Here is a 16500-nt window from a genome sequence, read left to right as displayed (position 1 = left end):
ACCAGGCGAGCGTCCGGGGGCGTTGACAGAATCATTGACGCCCCCGGGGTCTCTTGGCAGGAAGGGTCATGCGCTCCAAGAAGACCAAGTTCATCTTCGTGACCGGCGGGGTCGTGAGTTCGCTGGGCAAGGGGCTCGCCTCTGCTTCCATTGGCGCCCTGCTCGAGAACCGCGGGCTCGACATCACGCTGCTCAAGCTCGATCCGTACATCAACATCGATCCGGGCACGATGAGCCCGTTCCAACATGGCGAGGTCTTCGTCACCGACGACGGTGGCGAGACCGACATGGATCTGGGCCACTACGAGCGCTTCACCAACGCGCGGATGTCCCGGCTCAACAACTTCACCTCCGGGCGCATCTACCACGCCGTCATCCAGAAGGAGCGGCGGGGCGAGTACCTGGGCAAGACGGTCCAGGTGATTCCGCACATCACCGATGAGATCAAGTCCTGCATCCGCCAGGCGGCGCAAGGCATGGACGCGGTCATCGTCGAGGTGGGCGGCACCGTGGGTGACATCGAGTCGCTGCCCTTCCTCGAGGCCATCCGCCAGATGCGCTACGACGTGGGCAGCGGCAACACCGTCTACATGCACCTCACGCTGCTGCCCTACATCGGCGCGGCCGGCGAGGTGAAGACCAAGCCCACCCAGCACTCGGTGATGAAGCTGCGGGAGATCGGCATCCAGCCCGACTTCCTCATCTGCCGCACCGACCGGGAAATCAGCCGCGAGATGAAGGACAAGATCGCCATGTTCTGCAACGTGGACCCGGGCAACGTGTTCACCTCGCCGGACGTGAAGAGCATCTACGAGCTGCCCCTGGAGCTGCACCGTCAGGGCATCGACGAGCGGCTGGCCGAGACGCTCAACATCTGGACGCGCGCCGCCCGGCTGGACCGCTGGGAGGACATCATCCGCAAGGTGTACTCGCCGGGCCGCGGCGAGGTGAAGGTGGGCATCGTCGGCAAGTACGTGGACCTCAAGGAGAGCTACAAGAGCCTCAACGAGGCGCTGCTCCACGGCGGCATCGCCAACGACGTGAAGGTGGACCTGCAGTTCGTGGACTCGCAGGACGTGGAGGAGAAGGGCGCCGAGGCGCTGCTCTCCGGCGTGGACGCCATCCTGGTGCCCGGTGGTTTCGGCGTGCGCGGCACCGAGGGGAAGATCGCGGCGGTGCGCTATGCCCGGGAGAAGCGGGTGCCCTTCTTCGGCATCTGCCTGGGCCTGCAGATGGCGGTGGTGGAGTTCAGCCGCAACGTCCTGGGCCTGGTGGACTCCAACTCCTTGGAGTTCAACGAGCACACCTCGCACCCGGTGGTGACGCTCATGGAGAGCCAGGTGAAGGTGCAGGACAAGGGTGGTACGATGCGTCTGGGCAGCTACGCCTGCGCGCTGAAGCCCGGCTCGCTGGCGCACAAGCTGTACGGGGAGGACGTCATCCAGGAGCGCCACCGCCACCGCTACGAGGTGAACAACGCCTACCGCGGCCGGCTGCAGGAGGCGGGCCTCGTCGTGTCCGGCCACAACCCCGAGCTCAACCTCGTGGAGATGATTGAGCTGCCGGACCACCCCTACTTCGTGGGCTGCCAGTTCCATCCGGAGTTCAAGAGCAAGCCCTTCGCGCCGCACCCGCTCTTCTCCGGATTCATCCGCGCGGCCCTCGCGCAGCGTGACGCCGGGAGGACGCAGGCATGAGCGGCCCCTCCATCACCCTGTGCGGCCACAAGGTCGGCCCGGGCCAGAAGCTCTTCGTCATCGCCGGCCCGGACAGCATCGAGTCCGAGGACATGGCGCTGCGCCACGCGAAGCTCCTCAAGGAGCTGACGGGCCGGCTGGGCGTGCCCTACGCCTTCAAGTGCTCCTACGACAAGGCCAACCGCACCAGCGGCAAGTCCTTCCGGGGGCCCGGCCTGAAGGAGGGCCTGCGCATCCTCGAGCGCGTCAAGCGCGAGGTGGGCGTGCCCATCCTCACGGACGTCCACGAGACGAGCCACGTGGGCCCCGCCGCCGAGGTGGTGGACATCATCCAGATTCCCGCCTTCCTCTGCCGCCAGACGGACCTGGTGGAGGCGGTGGCGCGCACGGGCAAGGGCGTCAACCTGAAGAAGGGCCAGTTCGTGGCCCCCAAGGACATCGTCCACTCGGCGCGCAAGGCCGTGGAGACGGGCAACCCCAACGTGCTCGTCACCGAGCGCGGCGCCACCTTCGGGTACAACAACCTGGTGGTGGACATGCGCGGCTTCGCCCAGATGCGCGAGGCCGGGCTCGTCGTCTGCTTCGACGCCACCCACTCCGTGCAGCTCCCCTCCTCCGGCGATGGCCAGACGGGCGGGGAGCGCAAGTTCGTGTCCCTGCTGGCCCGCTCCGCCGCGGCCGCCGGAATAGACGCGCTTTTCACGGAAGTACATGAAGACCCGGACCGTGCCCTGTGTGACGGTCCGTGCTCGCTCAATCCCCAGATGTTCGAGGACGTGCTACGTCAGGTACTCGCCATCCGGCGCGCGTTGGGTCACGAACCTGCGTAGGGGAAGAATTCGCGGTAAGTAGTGTGTGAACGAAGTCGTGGGGAGGGAGTCAGAGGGACGCGACATGACGGAGCTGCCGCCCAAACCGAGCAGGGACGAGCTGACGGAGCGCGCGGCACGCGTGCGTCTGCTCGCCTTCGACGTGGACGGCGTCCTGACGGATGGTGGCCTGTTCTACGGCGATGGCGGCGAGGTGATGAAGCGCTTCGACGTCAAGGACGGCCACGGTCTGGTGATGGCGAGGCTGGCGGGGTTGCGCACCGCCCTCCTCACCGCACGCTCCTCCTCCATCGTGGAAGTGCGCGGCCGGGAGCTGGGCCTGGCCGCCGTGCTCCAGGGCCGCAAGAACAAGGCGGCGGGTTTCCGGGAGCTGCTGTCCCAGCTGGAGGTCCCCCCCGAGGAGTGCGCGTACATGGGGGATGACCTCAACGACCTGGGCCCTCTGGGCATGGCGGGCTTGTCGGCCTGCCCGGCGGATGCCGCCGCCGAGGTCCGGCAGTCGGTGCATTACGTGGCGCGGTGCCGGGGAGGTCACGGGGCCGCGCGCGAGCTGGTGGAGTTGTGTCTGAGGGCATCGGGACGGTGGGAGGCCACCGTTCAACACATGAGGGACCCTGATGCCCTACAAGCTGTCAAGTTGTGAAATCGAAGAATTTTCGCTTCCCGCTTAGGTGTCTTATCCTATGAAGGCCGGAAGCCAGCAGTGCAGAGTGAGGGGAGTTCGATGACGGATCAGCTCTACACGACCCACGACATCAGCCGGTTGCTCCAGGTGGACCCGTCCACGGTGAGCAAGTGGATCGACCGCGGCATCCTCATGGCGTTCCGGACGCCGGGCGGTCACCGGCGCGTGCGCTCGGCGGACCTTCGCACCTTCCTCATCACCCACCAGATGCCGGTGCCCGAGGAGTTGGGCAGCAGCACCGTGCGCCTGCTGGTGGTGGATGACGAGCGGCAGGTGCTCGACGCCATCAAGCGTGCCTTCAAGCCCTACGCGAACCAGGTGGAGCTGCAGACGACCACCAGCGGCGTCGAGGCCCTCCTGCTCGTGAGCGAGCAGAAGCCGCACGGCATGCTCATCGACCTGAACATGCCGGACATCGACGGTATCGAGGTGTGCCGCCGCATCCGCGCCCGCAAGCAGATGGAAGGCGTGCGGCTCATCACCATGACGTCGGCGCACTCGCCCGAGGTGGTGGAGAGCTCCAAGCAGGCCGGCGCCGTGGCGTGCCTGCCCAAGCCGCTGGACGTGCAGCAGGTGCTCGACCTTTTCCGCGTGCCGCTGGCGCTCGGCGGCACCACCACCGCCGTCAAGCGCTAGTCCGCGCCCACGCCCCGAGCGGCGAAGCGTCCCCGGGGGCCCGTCACACGGTCCCCGTTGAGTGCGCATCGCCGCCCGTGTGTCCTGCGTCCGCGAAAAACGGACGGGACGAGCCTGCCCAGGAGGCCCGTCCCGCCAGTACCGCCGTCCCTTCCCCTTCAGCTCAGCCGTTGACCTTCACCTCGACCACGCGGGGGCGGGACTCCTCGCGCCGCGGCAGCGTCAGGGTGAGCACGCCGTTCTCGTAGCGGGCCTCCACGCGGGAGGCGTCCACGGTGCGCGGCAGCGTGAAGGAGCGGGCGTACACGCCGAAGCTGCGCTCCAGGCGCCGCGCGCTGTCCTTCTCCGGGCGCTCGGCCACCTTGCGCTCGGACTTGAGGGTGAGGGTGTCGTTCTCCACCTTCACCTCGATGGCCTTGGCGTCATGCCCCGGCAGGTCCACCTGCAGGGTGATGCCCTCGGCCGTCTCGTAGATGTCCGCGGGCGGGACGAGCTCGCGGGCATTGCCCTGGCGCACGCTCAGCTCCCGGAAGAGCTGGTCGAACTCCTTGGCCATGATGGGGCCCAGCGCGACGGCACCATTGCTCATCTCGAACGGGTTCCAGCGGTTCAGCATGGACGTCTCCTGTTCGCGCCACACTCCAGACGGAGCGGCAGCGCGCGTGTTGAGTTGAAACCGGGTGTTTGTTCGTTGGCGCCGGACCCGCTGTCTTCAGGGCCCGGCGCCGCTCACAGCTTCAAGAGAACCATGCTTCGGGACGTGTCAAGGCGACGCGCCGCGGGCCCCTTTGGGCCGGCTCAATCGTCCTCGCGCCCGAGGAAGACGGACACGTCCTCCTCCTCGCGGGAGACGTGCACCACCCACGGCCGGCAGCACACCGGGCAGTCCTCCACGTACGTCTCCGACGAGGGGCCACCCGGGTCCACCGTCACCTCCACCTCCTCACCGCAGTAGGGGCAGAGCAGCAGGGCATCGTCCGCGAAGGGTTGCATCAGGGTTCTCCTGCCTGGAGGTAGAGCAGCCGGGCGAGCAGGGGCCGGTCGCAGGGGCCGCCCTCACGCCAGCCGGCCACCTGGGGACGCAGGCCGCCCACGTCCACGCCTTCACACGCCGGGGGAAGGGACTCGAGCCGCTCCAGGGCGCGGGAGAAGAGCGTCCAGGCGCCCCGGGCATTGCCCGCGTCGCGCTTGAGCCAACCGGCCGCCACGAGGATGAGGCCCTGGAGCAACAGACGTCGGGGGCCGTGCTCGTGCTGCCAGGCTTCTTCCCAGACCTCGTGGGCCTCGAAGAAGCGCCCCGAGTCGAAGAGCGCCACCCCCTCCGCCAGGCAGGTATCGAATCCACGTGGCATCGAACGCGACTCCGGCCTCCTTCCTCCGTAGACTGGCGGCCATGGCCGCACCTCGCAACCGTATCGGAGAGATTCTCGTCAAGGCCCGCGTCATCGACGAGATGCAGCTTCGCAGCGCGCTCGCCCAGCACGACCAGTGGGGCGGGCGCCTGTCGCGCATCATCACCGACATGGGCATCGCCAAGGAGGACACCCTCACCGAGGCCATCGCCCAGGGCCTGGGCATGCAGCGCGTCCAGCTGGGGACCGCCAAGGACGTAGGCGCCCTCGCCAAGCTGGACGTCGGCCTCGCCGAGCAGAAGGGCATCTTCCCCGTGTCCCTGCGTGACAACGGCAAGACGCTCGTGCTCGCCATGGCGGACCCCACCGACCTGCAGACCATCGACCAGGTGGCCGCCCGCAGCCGGACGCGTGTCATCCCCGTGGTGGCCGGCGACCGTGAAATCCAGAACGCCATCCTGCGCCACTACCGCAACCAGGATCCGGCCGTCACCCACTCGTCCCACTCGGCCTCGAGCAAGAGCAGCGTCTCGTCTGGCGACGAGGACGAGTTCAAGGTCGTCGACATGAGCGGCAAGACGGTGGTGAAGGCCATCGCCGACATCGCGCCGAACATGGCCCGGGAGAACGCCCGGCCCGCCACGACTCCCGCTCCCGTGCGTTCCGCGGGTGGGGGCAGCGCTTCGGACCTGCTCGACGAGATTCTCAGCGGCTCGCCCGCTCCGGCCGAGGTGTTCTCCCCCGAGGAGATGCAGCGGCTGCAGGCGGTGCAGGCCAACCAGGAGAAGAGCTCCAAGATTCTGCGCGCCCTGCTCGAGCTGCTGCTGGAGAAGGGCATGGTGCAGCAGCGGGAGCTGGCGGCGCGCATGCGCCCCTCCTGAGGCGCCCTACCCCAGCACTGCCTAGCGCAGCACTTCCTACCCCAGCACTTCCTGGAGCTCGCGGCCGGTGAGTCCCAGGAGGTAGAGGATGGTGTCCAGGCCGCCGGCGGAGATGGAGGTATCGGCCGCCTGGCGCAGCTTGGGCTTGGCGCGGAAGGCGATGCCCAGCCCCGCGCGCTCCAGCATCAACAGGTCATTGGCGCCATCGCCCACGGCGATGACCTGGTCGAGCAGGATGCCCTCCGCCTGGGCGATGCTCTCCAGCAATTCGGCCTTGCGGCGCGCGTTGACGATGGGCCCCAGCGTGCGGCCGGTGAGCTTGCCGTCCACCTCCTCCAGCACGTTGGAGTGGGCCTGGTCGATGCCCAGCCGGGCCTTGAGCGCCTCGGCCGCCACGGAGAAGCCACCGCTGAGGATGGCGGTGCGGTAGCCCAGGCGCTTGAGCACGCGGATGAGCGTCTCCGCGCCCTCGGTGAGCGGGAGGTTGGCGGCGATATCGTACAGCACCTTCGCGTCCAGCCCCTTCAGCAGCGACACGCGCTGGCGCAGGGACTCGTCGTAGTCCATCTCCCCGTGCATGGCGCGCTCGGTGATGCGCGCCACCTGCTCGCCCACGCCGTAGGCCCGCGCCAGCTCGTCGATGACCTCGATGCGGATGAGCGTGGAGTCCATGTCCATCACCACCATCCGCTTGCCGCGCCGGTAGAGGCTCTCGCGCTGCAACGCCACGTCGAAGGCGTTGGTGGACATGGACAGCTCCAGCAGCGAGCGCTTGAGCTCCTCGGGCTCGCGCTCCGGCGGCAGGGCGATGTGGATTTCGACGGAGCCGAGCTCCGCCTCGGACAGGCGGTTGACGCGCTCGATGTTGGCCGCGTGCCGGGCGAGCCGCTCGGTCACGGCGTGCAGCTCACGCGCGCCCAGGGAGCGGCCCACCACGGTGACGACATGACGGCTGGGAACAGCGGCGGCCGGAGCCTTCGGCGCGGACACCGGCTGGAAGTCCAGCGACACGCCCAGCTCGCGAGCCACGAAGAGCAGCTCCTTGAGCACATCGCGCGTCTCGGGCAGACGCACCAGCAGACACAGGGTGAGCTGCCCCTGCACCACCACCTGCTCGATGTCGAGCAGCGCCGCGCCCACCCCGGCGAGGATGCCGGTGAGGCGGGCGGTGATGCCGGGATGGTCCTTCCCGGTGACGGTGATGAGCACGGAGTCCTGGGGGTTCGGGCTGTCGCTCATGGTGGAGCGAGTCTGACAGCCCGGCCCGTCCGCCGCGAGCACTCGTCACACGGGAGGCGTCAGCGCGGCTCCGAGGACAGGATGAGATCGCCCTTGGCGAGGAACTGCGCCTCGGGGAAGGACTTGTAGAAGTCCTCCAACATGGCGTCGAGGTCCGGGTAGCGCTGGTCCACGCGGTCCTGGGTCATCTTGTCGAAGATGGCATCCAGGCCGGCGGGGGCCTCGGGGTTGACCTCGGAGGGCAGCGGCGAGCGGCGGCCCGGAATCTGCCCGGTGAGCATCTCGTAGAGGAGGATGCCCAGCCCGTAGACGTCGGCGGCGGGACCGGCTTCCTTCGCACGCTGCGGCTGGATGAGCTCGGGGGCCAGGTACACCATGCCGCCGGCGCCCACGAAGACCTGGGGCAGGCCCTTGGAGGCATCCTGCTCCACCACGCGCACCAGGCCGAAGTCGCCCAGCTTCGCGTTGCCGTAGACGTCGAAGAGCACGTTCTCCGGCTTGAGGTTGTGGTGGGTGAGGCCCGCGGCGTGCGCGGCGCGCAGCGCATAGGCGCACTGCAGGAAGCAGCGCAGGGCGAACGCCACCGGCACGCCCTTGCCCTCCCCCTCCTCCAGCTTGCCCTTGAGGCTGCCGTGCAGCAGCTCGAGCACGAAGTAGGGCCGGGCCGTCTCCGTGTTCTGATCCAACACCTGGACGATGCCCGGGTGGCGCACCTGGGCCTGCGCGCACAGCTCCTTCTTCAGCCGCTTGAGCACGTCGCCGCGCTGCAGGAAGGAGAAGTAGCCGAAGATGTCCTTCAGCTCCTTGACGCAGATGTCCAGCCCGAGCGCGTTGAAGCGCCCCTTGTACGCGGTGCCGAGCGGCCCGGTGCCGAGCGGCTCGAGCTTCTGGTAGCGCTGATCCAACAGCTCCACGGCCTTGCTCACGGGAGCGGGAGCGGCGGCGACAGGGGCCGGCGCGGGCGCGGGAGGCGCCAGGGACGCCATGGGCGCGACGGAAGGCGGGGGCGCGGTGGGCGGCGAGGGAAGGGCCTCGTTGCGCACGCTGGCCACGGGGGGCGGCACCGGAACGGGCGCGGCCACCGGCACCTCGAAGCTGAACGTCCCGGACGTGCGGGCCCTCGGCAGCGAGGGAATCGGAGGCTCCGCGGTCTTCGTCACCTCCTGCTCCTCGAGGAGGAGGTCCGGCGGAGGCGGCGGCATCGAGGAATGCGAGGAGTGGGCGCCTTCGGCCTCGCGCGGGGCGATGGCCGGATCCGTGCCGAGCTGCTCGGAGAAGAACTCCCCTACCTCCATGCCGAACTTGTCCTGCAGCTCGCCATCCACCACGCGCTCGCCCAGGTCGGTCAGGCGCAGCTGGGCCTCGCGATGATCCAGGGCGATGTAGAGGTACTTGCGCAGGAAGAGGTAGTAGCTGTCGAACTCCAGCGAGACGGACGGCTCGAGCGCGGCCTTCACATCGGCCAGCTTGTTGGAGCGTCCCAGACGGCCGTTCTCCCTCAGGCTCTGGAGGATGAACAACGCCTCGCCGCTGACGGTATCGCGGTGGATGGAGGGCTTGGGCATGTGGGCCGGACTCTACGCGTCCCGGCGCCCTGCCTCAAACTCAGCCCCCCTGCCTGCCGTCAGGGCCCGCGTTCAAGGGATGTGCAGCAGCTGCTTCACCGTCTCCAGCACTTCCTGGAAACGCACCGGCTTGCGCAGGTAGATGTCCACGCCCAGCTGCATGGCGCGCTCGCGAGCCTCCGGACCTCCCGCGGAGATGGCCACCACGGGAATGGACTTGAGCGGCTCCTCGGCGCGGATGCGCTCGATGAGCGCGAACCCGTCCATCACCGGCATGTACAGGTCCGTCATCACCAGGCTGAACTGGGTGGAGCGCAGCGCCTGCAGCGCGTGGTGCCCGTCCGGCGAGAAGTGGACCTCCAGCGGCACCTTGCCCGCCAGCTCGCCGCTCGCCAGCTTCTTGAGCACGTAGCTGTACATCTCGACGATGTGCGGGTTGTCCTCGACGATGAGCACACGGTAGCCCTCGGCGGGGAGGGCCGTCCGGTCCGACGCGCGGGTCTGTCCTGCCGAGCTCAAGATTTCACCCAATCGCTGCCGGTCCTGATCGCGCACCACCCGGATGCCGACACCACCTGGAGCATCCTCGGATGCCGGCCGGACCCAGGCCACCGTCCCCACGACTTGTACCGGATTCATGAGCCCCGGGAAAGAAAGTGCCAGTCCCAGCTCCTGTCCGGGCGTGAAGGTCCGGTCGGTCTGCACGAAGATCCCCCCCTTGGAGAGGTTCTCCGTGACCGCCACCATCCGCTCCTGATTCGGGAACTGCACCCTCAACACCAGGGGCACCCGGGGCTCGTCGCGCTTGTCGTCTGATCCCCGGTTCATAACAAGGGCTTGAAATCGCTCGGCATTTCGCTGATGGCTCTGAGTGTAGCGCCGTGGGTTTATGTTGACAACGAAGCCTTTCGGGACTTACGAAGCGCCCGCCATGGCGGAGCCCCTGTTCACCCCCGAAGAGCAGAAGAAGTTCGATGCGGAGATCGCCGAGATTCTCTCGCACTACCCGGCCGATCGTAAGAGCGCCGCGATGCTTCCCGCGCTGCGGCTGCTGCAGGAGCTGAAAGGCTGGCTGCCCCCCGAGGGACTCAAGCTGGTCGCCAGCCGGCTGGGCGTCACGCCCGAGCGCGCCTACGAAGTCGCCAGCTTCTACGTGATGTACCACCTGAAGAAGCCCGGCAAGTACGTGGTGGACGTCTGCACCAACCTCTCCTGTGCCCTGTGGGGCGCGGAGAAGATGCTCGCCTATCTGGAGCAGAAGCTCGGGCTGAAGGCCGGTGAGGCGAACGAGCGCTTCACCCTGCGCGAGACCGAGTGCCTCGCCTCTTGCGGCACCGCGCCGTGCCTGCAAATCAACGAGGACCACCACGAGAGCCTCACGAAGGCCAAGCTGGACGCGATCTTCGACAAGCTCTCCTGACCTCCTCCATCAAGGAACCTGATTCCATGGCGACAACGGCATTCGAACCGCTCATCTCGGCGGCCTGGGGGAAGCCCAACTCCTGGAAGCTCGACGAGTACAAGAAGCGTGGCGGCTACAAGGGTCTGGAGAAGGCCCTGGAGATGGCGCCGGCGCAGATCATCGACGAGGTGAAGAAGTCCAACCTCCGCGGCCGCGGCGGCGCAGGCTTCCCCACGGGCCTCAAGTGGAGCTTCGTCCCCAAGGACAGCCCCAAGCCCAAGTACCTGGCCGTCAACGGCGACGAGTCCGAGCCGGGCACCTTCAAGGACCGCTACATCCTCGAGAATGATCCGCACATGATGCTGGAGGGCATCGCCATCGCGTCCTACGCGCTGGGCGTGCACACCTGCTACGTGTACCTGCGCGGTGAGTTCAAGTTCCAGGCGGAGCGCACCAACGCGGCCATCCGCGAGGCGTACGCCGCCGGCATCTTCGGCAAGAAGGTGCTGGGCAAGGACTACCAGCTGGACTGCTACGTGGTGCGCGGCGCGGGCGCCTACATCTGCGGCGAGGAGACGGCGCTGCTGGAGAGCCTCGAGGGCAAGAAGGGCTGGCCCCGGCTCAAGCCGCCGTTCCCCGCGGTGGTGGGCCTGTTCGGCTGCCCCACGGTGGTGAACAACGTGGAGACGCTCGCCAGCGTGCCCCACGTCTTCACGCGCGGCCCGGCCTGGTACGCCGGCCTGGGCACCGACAAGTCCGGCGGCACGCGTCTGGTGTGCCTCTCCGGCACGGTGAACCGCCCGGGCGTGTACGAGGTGCCGCTCGAGGCCACCTTCAACCAGCTCATCTTCGACGACAAGTACGGGCGGGGCCTGCCCCCGGGCCGCAAGGTGAAGGCCGTGATTCCCGGCGGCTCCTCGGCGCCCATCCTCAGCCCGGACGAGCTGGACGTGGCCATGGAGTTCGAGGCCGTCAAGGTGAAGCAGACCATGGCGGGCTCCGGCGGCGTCATCGTCATGGATGACACCACCTGCATGGTGCGCAGCCTGTGGCGCGTGGCGCGCTTCTACGCCGAGGAGTCCTGCGGCCAGTGCACGCCGTGCCGCGAGGGCACGCCCTGGCAGACCCGCCTCTTGCGGAAGATCGAAGAGGGCCGGGGCGAGCCGGGCGACGTGGAGATCCTCTCCAACGTGGCGTCCTCCATCGCGCCCTACCCGCCGATCGGCCTGGGCAACACCATCTGCGCGCTGGGCGATGCCGCGGCGCTGCCGACCCATTCCTTCCTCATGCGCTTCCGTGACGAGTTCGAGGCGCACATCCGCGAGCACCGCTGCCCGTTCGGCGACAAGCCCTGGGGCGCGTTCGGAGACTGGTCGTGAACGTCGAGCTGGTTCTCTTCGGAGCCTTCGCGCTCCTGACGCTGCTTTCCGCCGGGATGGTCATCTTCGCCAAGAGCGCCATCAGCTCGGCGATGTCGCTGGTGGCCACGTTCTTCTTCCTGGCCGGCATCTACGTGCTCCTGTGGGCCCACACCGTGGCGGTGCTGCAGGTGCTGGTCTACGCGGGCGCCATCATGGTGCTCTTCCTGTTCGTCATCATGCTGCTCAACCTGGGCGAGACCCCCTCGTCCGGGCCGCGGCTGACGGTCTCGAGGATTGCCGGTGGGGCCGCTGCGGCGGGACTGCTGGTGGTGCTGGTGATGGCCATCTGGCGGATGCCGGCGTCCACGACGACGTTCACCGGAGCCCAGGCCGTCGCGAGCGGCTTCGGCACGCTGCCGGCCATCGGCCAGGTCATCTACACCCAGTGGCTGCTGCCCTTCGAGGCCGTCAGCCTGCTGCTGCTGGTGGCCATGGTGGGCGCGGTCGTGGTGGCCAAGTCGCGGATTTGAGCCCGTCCTCTTCAACCCTCTGCTAGAAGGCGGGCGGCGCTCGCCCTTCACACGGCCATGGTCCCGATCTCCTACTACCTCATCCTCGCCGCCGCCCTGTTCTGCCTCGGCATGTTCGGCGTGCTGATCCGCCGCAACGCGCTGGTGGTGTTCATGTGCGTGGAGCTCATGCTCAACGCGGCGAACCTGACGTTCCTCGCCTTCGCCAGGCAGAACGGCCACCTGACGGGCCACGTCTCCGCGTTCTTCGTGATCGCGGTCGCGGCGGCCGAGGCCTCCATCGGTCTGGCCATCGTCATCGCCGTGTTCCGCAGCCGGGGCACCGTGAGCATCGAAGAAATCCGGACGATGAAACACTGACGTTCCGGCACCTCATTCCGCCAAGCGAGCTCTCCGCCCATGGATCTCAAGCAATTCCTCCTTCAGTTGCGGCTGGATCCCGCCGCCCTGTGGCTGATCATCGCCCTGCCCCTGTTGGGCGCGTTCATCTGCGGCGTGTTTGGCCGGATGCTCGGCCGCGCCAACGTCTATCTGGTGGCCTGCGCCACGGTGGCGGGCTCCTTCCTGCTGTCGCTCTCGGCGTTCCTGTCGGTGAGCCCGCTGGAGGCCTCGCAGGCGGTGACGATGGAGAATGCCTTCTCCTCGGGCACCATCCGCTACGCCTTCGGGCATGACTTCGGCACGTGGTTCTCGGCCGGCACCTTCCGGGTGAACTTCGGCCTGCTGGTGGACCACCTGTCGGGGACGCTGCTGCTGGTCATCACCGGCGTGGGCTTCCTCATCCACCTGTACTCCACCAGCTACATGTCCCACGACGATGGGTACTGGCGGTACTTCGCGTACCTCAACCTGTTCGTCGCGGCGATGCTGACGCTGGTGCTGGCCGACAACCTCGTCCTGCTCTTCGTGGGCTGGGAGGGCGTCGGTATGGCCAGCTACCTGCTCATCGGCTTCTGGTACTCGGACACGGCCAAGGCGTGGGCGGGCCGCAAGGCGTTCGTCACCAACCGCATCGGTGACTTCGCGTTCCTCATCGCCACCTTCCTCGTCGTCCTGCTGGTCAGTGCCTTCAACACCCAGGCGACCGGCGCCAACTTCAGCATGGTGGGCGGCAACCCGGAGACGGCGCAGGTGCGCTTCCGCGAGGGCCTGCAGCAGAAGGGCCCCGTGGTCTTCCAGGGTCTGGAGACCATGGCCAACGCGCTGCACGTGACGGCGGAGAAGGCCCAGGGTGGCGTCAGCCTGGAGACGCCCATCTCCGAGGGCCCGCTCGCGGGCCGCACCTTCGGTGGCGTGCTGACGGTGGCGCTGCTGCTGTTCCTGCTCGGCGCGGCGGGCAAGAGCGCCCAGTTCCCGCTGTACGTCTGGCTGCCGGACGCCATGGCCGGCCCGACGCCCGTCTCCGCCCTCATCCACGCGGCGACGATGGTGACCGCGGGCGTCTACCTCTTCAGCCGCATGAGCTTCCTGCTCGTGCTCAGCCCCACCGCCATGGTAACGGTGGCCATCATCGGCACCATCACCTCGCTGCTGGCCGCGCTCATCGCCTTCGCGCAGGACGACATCAAGAAGGTGCTCGCCTACTCCACCGTGTCCCAGCTGGGCATCATGTTCATGGGCGTGGGCATGGGCATCTTCTGGGCGGCCGTGCTGCACCTGGTCACCCACGCCTTCTTCAAGGCCTGCCTCTTCCTCGGCGCCGGCAGCGTCATGCACGGCAACGCGGACGAGACGGACATCAAGAAGCTGGGCGGCGTGCGCCACGAGATGAAGCAGACGTGGTTCACCTTCCTGGTGGCCACGCTCGCCATCACCGGCATCGTCCCGCTCTCCGGCTTCTTCTCCAAGGACGCCATCTTCCACGGCATCCACCACAACCACCTGCATGGGTACGAGTGGGCCTCGGGCGCCATCTACTACGTGGGCCTGCTCATCGCGGCCTGCACCGCCTTCTACATGTCGCGCGTGTACCTGCTCACCTTCGAGGGCAAGCGCTCGCCGGAGGCGAAGATTCCCCACGCGCACGAGAGCGACTGGCGGATGACGGCGCCCCTGTGGATTCTCGCGTTCCTCAGCGTCGTCGCGCTCTTCCAGGCGCTGCCGCTGATGCCGGGCCGGGGTGGCGTCATGCAGCCGGTGATGGAGAACTTCCTCGGCCCCGTGTTCTCCAGCGCCGAGCGCATCGCCGCTCGCGGCGGTGAGGTGGCGCTGGACCACAGCGTGCCGAGCTTCATCGACTACCTGAAGGCGTGGCTGGTGGCCCTGGCGGGCGGCGCGACGGCCGGCTTCATGTACCTGAAGTACTTCCCGTCGCGGGTGGGCCAGCCGGCTCCGGCCTTCGCCCGCTCGGTGCGGCGCTTCACGCAGAACAAGTTCTATGTGGATGAGGCCTACGAGTTCCTGGTCATCCGGCCGGTGAAGAACGTGAGCGCCATCCTCTACAAGCTGGTGGACACCCTCCTCATCGACACGGTGGCGGTGCGCGGTACCGCGTGGGTCACGGCCCGCCTGGGCAGCGCCCTCCGTTACGTGCAGACGGGAGACGCACAGGCCTATGCCGCGGTGATGGCCCTGGCCCTGCTCGGCGGCGCGGTGTACGCGCTCATCCTGGTGATGAAATGAGCTTCTTCGATACCCATCTGCTCAACCTCGTCGTCTACCTGCCGCTGCTGTTCGCGGCGCTCGTGTGGATGCTGCCGGGCGCCGAGCGCGGGCAGATCCGCACCATCACGTTCATCGGCATGCTGGTGGACCTGGTGTTCGGCGTCTGGGCCTACCTGCGCTTCGACCCGGCCGGCGCCGAGTTCCAGCTCGAGTACCGCACCCAGTGGCTCGGGCAGCTCGGCGTCAGCTACCACATCGGCGTGGACGGCCTGGCCGTCAGCCTGCTGCTGCTCACCGTCTTCCTGGGGCCCCTGGTCGTCATGGCCTCGCAGACGTACATCACCGAGCGCGTGAAGGAGTTCCACCTCGCGCTGCTCGTGCTGCAGACGGTGATGCTCGGCGCGCTGGTGTCGCTGGACGTGCTGCTCTTCTACATCTTCTGGGAAGCGATGCTCATCCCCATGTACCTGCTGGTGGGCGTGTGGGGCGCCGAGGATCGCCAGATGGCGGCGGTGAAGTTCTTCCTCTACACGCTGGCCGGCTCGCTGCTCATGCTGGTGGCCATCGTCGCCCTCTACTTCATCAGCAGCACCCCGGGCAGCCGCTCCTTCGACTACGCCACCATCTACAACAGCCTGACGGCGGCCCACTCGCAGATCGCCGCGTGCACGGGCACCGGGGGTGACTGCGCGTCGCTGCCGGGCATGGCCGGCATCCTGTACCGCTGGGGCCCCTGGCTGTTCGCCGCCTTCGCCATCGCCTTCGCCATCAAGGTGCCGATGTGGCCGGTGCACACGTGGTTGCCCGACGCCCACGTGCAGGCGCCCGTGGCCGGCTCGATGATCCTGGCCGGCGTCATGCTGAAGATGGGCACGTTCGGCTTCTGGCGCTTCGCCATCCCGTTCTTCCCGTCCGCCGCGCACCAGGCCCGGCCCATGCTGGCCACGCTGGCGGTGATTGGCATCGTCTACGGCGCGCTCATGTGCCTGGCGCAGCGGGACATCAAGAAGCTCATCGCCTACTCGTCCGTGAGCCACCTGGGCTACTGCATGCTGGGCATCCTCGCGCTCACCGCCGAGGGCGCCACCGGTAGCGCGTACCAGATGCTCAACCACGGCGTGTCCACGGGCGCGCTGTTCCTCCTGTTCGGCTTCCTGTACGAGCGGCGCCACACCCGCCTGATGTCCGACTACGGCGGCATCGCCAAGGTGGTGCCGGTGTACACGGCGTCCTTCCTCATCATCACCTTCTCGTCCGTGGCGGTGCCGGGCACCAACGGCTTCGTGGGCGAGTTCCTGGTGCTGCTGGGCACCTTCAAGAGCAGCCTCGGCATGGCCTTTGGTGCCTTCGCCACCCTGGGCGTCATCCTCGGCGCGGCGTACATGCTGTGGATGGTGCAGAAGGTGTTCTTCGGCCCCCTCACCCACCGCGAGAACCAGGGCCTCACGGACCTGAACCTGCGCGAGTTCGCCACCGTGGCCCCGTTCCTGGTGCTGGTGCTGGTGATGGGCCTGATGCCGCAGCCCTTCCTGGATCGCATCAACCCCTCCACCGAGCGCTTCCTCCAGCGCGCCGGTCTGGGCATCCCCGGCAGCCAGGTGCGCCCGAGCGATGTGCAGATCTCGGTGATGGGCCTGCCCCCGGCCGGCCTGGCCGCTGCTCCCAACGCCCCGACGCCGGGCCCGCTCGCCGATCGGCGCTAGTCGAGAGTCTCCACC

The 16500-nt window shown here is 67.9% G+C and carries 17 protein-coding genes; 11 read left to right on the top strand and 6 right to left on the bottom strand.

Features of this window, described 5'->3' with window-relative positions:
- Nucleotides 1-68: 68 nt before the first annotated feature.
- From AC16DP_RS04305 to AC16DP_RS04290, 4 genes are all read left to right on the top strand, one after another.
- On the top strand, nt 69-1697 hold the full coding sequence (locus tag AC16DP_RS04305) for a CTP synthase (RefSeq protein ID WP_329732465.1): 1629 nt from the start codon (nt 69-71) through the stop codon (nt 1695-1697).
- The gene (gene kdsA, locus AC16DP_RS04300; protein WP_329732464.1) at nt 1694-2527 is read left to right on the top strand and encodes a 3-deoxy-8-phosphooctulonate synthase; all 834 of its coding nucleotides are present in this window, start codon (nt 1694-1696) and stop codon (nt 2525-2527) included. Before AC16DP_RS04305 ends, kdsA begins: the two co-directional genes overlap by 4 nt.
- Before the next feature lie 64 nt (nt 2528-2591).
- A complete protein-coding gene (locus AC16DP_RS04295; RefSeq protein ID WP_329732463.1) occupies nt 2592-3170 on the top strand; it encodes a KdsC family phosphatase in 579 nt (192 codons plus the stop codon).
- 81 nt (nt 3171-3251) lie between these two features.
- Nucleotides 3252-3848: a response regulator gene (locus AC16DP_RS04290; protein WP_047855425.1), complete on the top strand. Its 597-nt coding sequence runs from the start codon at nt 3252-3254 to the stop codon at nt 3846-3848.
- A 163-nt stretch (nt 3849-4011) separates the two neighbouring features.
- Here AC16DP_RS04290 and AC16DP_RS04285 read toward each other — a convergent pair whose 3' ends face one another.
- From AC16DP_RS04285 to AC16DP_RS04275, 3 genes are all read right to left on the bottom strand, one after another.
- Complete coding sequence (locus AC16DP_RS04285) at nt 4012-4464, bottom strand: Hsp20/alpha crystallin family protein (protein ID WP_329732462.1); 453 nt, start codon at nt 4462-4464, stop codon at nt 4012-4014.
- 182 nt (nt 4465-4646) lie between these two features.
- Nucleotides 4647-4841, bottom strand: a complete 195-nt coding sequence (locus AC16DP_RS04280; RefSeq protein ID WP_329732461.1) for a CPXCG motif-containing cysteine-rich protein — start codon at nt 4839-4841, stop codon at nt 4647-4649.
- Entirely contained in the window at nt 4841-5200 is a 360-nt protein-coding gene (locus tag AC16DP_RS04275; protein WP_329732460.1) for a DUF309 domain-containing protein, read from the bottom strand. Before AC16DP_RS04275 ends, AC16DP_RS04280 begins: the two co-directional genes overlap by 1 nt.
- 41 nt (nt 5201-5241) lie before the next feature.
- Here AC16DP_RS04275 and AC16DP_RS04270 point away from each other — a divergent pair, with 41 nt between their 5' ends.
- Nucleotides 5242-6081 carry a GspE/PulE/PilB domain-containing protein gene (locus tag AC16DP_RS04270; protein WP_329732459.1) on the top strand — a complete coding sequence of 280 codons (840 nt, stop codon included), beginning with the start codon at nt 5242-5244 and terminating at the stop codon, nt 6079-6081.
- Between the two features lie 36 nt (nt 6082-6117).
- Here the strand turns inward: AC16DP_RS04270 and serB are convergent, their stop codons facing one another.
- From serB to AC16DP_RS04255, 3 genes are all read right to left on the bottom strand, one after another.
- A complete protein-coding gene (gene serB, locus AC16DP_RS04265) occupies nt 6118-7320 on the bottom strand; it encodes a phosphoserine phosphatase SerB (RefSeq protein ID WP_329732458.1) in 1203 nt (400 codons plus the stop codon).
- Between the two features lie 59 nt (nt 7321-7379).
- Nucleotides 7380-8885, bottom strand: coding sequence for a serine/threonine protein kinase (locus AC16DP_RS04260; protein ID WP_329732457.1), 1506 nt, complete (start codon nt 8883-8885; stop codon nt 7380-7382).
- 72 nt (nt 8886-8957) lie between these two features.
- On the bottom strand, nt 8958-9713 hold the full coding sequence (locus AC16DP_RS04255) for a TIGR02266 family protein (RefSeq protein ID WP_329732456.1): 756 nt from the start codon (nt 9711-9713) through the stop codon (nt 8958-8960).
- Between the two features lie 103 nt (nt 9714-9816).
- Here AC16DP_RS04255 and AC16DP_RS04250 point away from each other — a divergent pair, with 103 nt between their 5' ends.
- The 6 genes from AC16DP_RS04250 to AC16DP_RS04225 are packed head-to-tail and all read left to right on the top strand — an operon-like array spanning nt 9817 to nt 16485.
- Nucleotides 9817-10305 (top strand): NADH-quinone oxidoreductase subunit NuoE family protein, encoded by a 489-nt coding sequence (locus AC16DP_RS04250; RefSeq protein WP_047855419.1) that lies wholly within the window; start codon nt 9817-9819, stop codon nt 10303-10305.
- A gap of 26 nt (nt 10306-10331) precedes the next feature.
- Nucleotides 10332-11666 carry an NADH-quinone oxidoreductase subunit NuoF gene (nuoF, locus tag AC16DP_RS04245; protein WP_329732455.1) on the top strand — a complete coding sequence of 445 codons (1335 nt, stop codon included), beginning with the start codon at nt 10332-10334 and terminating at the stop codon, nt 11664-11666.
- A complete protein-coding gene (locus AC16DP_RS04240) occupies nt 11663-12178 on the top strand; it encodes an NADH-quinone oxidoreductase subunit J (RefSeq protein WP_329732454.1) in 516 nt (171 codons plus the stop codon). The genes nuoF and AC16DP_RS04240 overlap by 4 nt, the downstream gene beginning before the upstream one ends.
- A 57-nt stretch (nt 12179-12235) precedes the next feature.
- Nucleotides 12236-12538 carry an NADH-quinone oxidoreductase subunit NuoK gene (gene nuoK / locus AC16DP_RS04235; protein ID WP_329732453.1) on the top strand — a complete coding sequence of 101 codons (303 nt, stop codon included), beginning with the start codon at nt 12236-12238 and terminating at the stop codon, nt 12536-12538.
- Between the two features lie 39 nt (nt 12539-12577).
- Nucleotides 12578-14800 (top strand): NADH-quinone oxidoreductase subunit L, encoded by a 2223-nt coding sequence (gene nuoL, locus AC16DP_RS04230; RefSeq protein ID WP_329732452.1) that lies wholly within the window; start codon nt 12578-12580, stop codon nt 14798-14800.
- On the top strand, nt 14797-16485 hold the full coding sequence (locus AC16DP_RS04225) for a complex I subunit 4 family protein (protein WP_329732451.1): 1689 nt from the start codon (nt 14797-14799) through the stop codon (nt 16483-16485). Before nuoL ends, AC16DP_RS04225 begins: the two co-directional genes overlap by 4 nt.
- Nucleotides 16486-16500 lie beyond the last annotated feature (15 nt).

The organism is Archangium sp. (genome assembly GCF_057119385.1).
The sequence above is the reverse complement of the archived record's forward strand: the minus strand, read 5'-3'. Positions and strand labels throughout refer to the sequence as shown.

Bases quoted from the DNA above. Each gene is read 5' to 3' on its own strand.
- nuoK (WP_329732453.1), top strand. From the start codon at position 12,236: ATGGTCCCGATCTCCTACTACCTCATCCTCGCCGCCGCCCTGTTCTGC.
- AC16DP_RS04285 (WP_329732462.1), bottom strand. From the start codon at position 4,464: ATGCTGAACCGCTGGAACCCGTTCGAGATGAGCAATGGTGCCGTCGCG.
- AC16DP_RS04275 (WP_329732460.1), bottom strand. From the start codon at position 5,200: ATGCCACGTGGATTCGATACCTGCCTGGCGGAGGGGGTGGCGCTCTTC.
- AC16DP_RS04290 (WP_047855425.1), top strand. From the start codon at position 3,252: ATGACGGATCAGCTCTACACGACCCACGACATCAGCCGGTTGCTCCAG.
- AC16DP_RS04295 (WP_329732463.1), top strand. From the start codon at position 2,592: ATGACGGAGCTGCCGCCCAAACCGAGCAGGGACGAGCTGACGGAGCGC.
- nuoL (WP_329732452.1), top strand. From the start codon at position 12,578: ATGGATCTCAAGCAATTCCTCCTTCAGTTGCGGCTGGATCCCGCCGCC.
- AC16DP_RS04260 (WP_329732457.1), bottom strand. From the start codon at position 8,885: ATGCCCAAGCCCTCCATCCACCGCGATACCGTCAGCGGCGAGGCGTTG.
- AC16DP_RS04225 (WP_329732451.1), top strand. From the start codon at position 14,797: ATGAGCTTCTTCGATACCCATCTGCTCAACCTCGTCGTCTACCTGCCG.
- serB (WP_329732458.1), bottom strand. From the start codon at position 7,320: ATGAGCGACAGCCCGAACCCCCAGGACTCCGTGCTCATCACCGTCACC.
- AC16DP_RS04270 (WP_329732459.1), top strand. From the start codon at position 5,242: ATGGCCGCACCTCGCAACCGTATCGGAGAGATTCTCGTCAAGGCCCGC.
- AC16DP_RS04280 (WP_329732461.1), bottom strand. From the start codon at position 4,841: ATGCAACCCTTCGCGGACGATGCCCTGCTGCTCTGCCCCTACTGCGGT.
- AC16DP_RS04250 (WP_047855419.1), top strand. From the start codon at position 9,817: ATGGCGGAGCCCCTGTTCACCCCCGAAGAGCAGAAGAAGTTCGATGCG.
- nuoF (WP_329732455.1), top strand. From the start codon at position 10,332: ATGGCGACAACGGCATTCGAACCGCTCATCTCGGCGGCCTGGGGGAAG.
- AC16DP_RS04305 (WP_329732465.1), top strand. From the start codon at position 69: ATGCGCTCCAAGAAGACCAAGTTCATCTTCGTGACCGGCGGGGTCGTG.
- AC16DP_RS04255 (WP_329732456.1), bottom strand. From the start codon at position 9,713: ATGAACCGGGGATCAGACGACAAGCGCGACGAGCCCCGGGTGCCCCTG.
- kdsA (WP_329732464.1), top strand. From the start codon at position 1,694: ATGAGCGGCCCCTCCATCACCCTGTGCGGCCACAAGGTCGGCCCGGGC.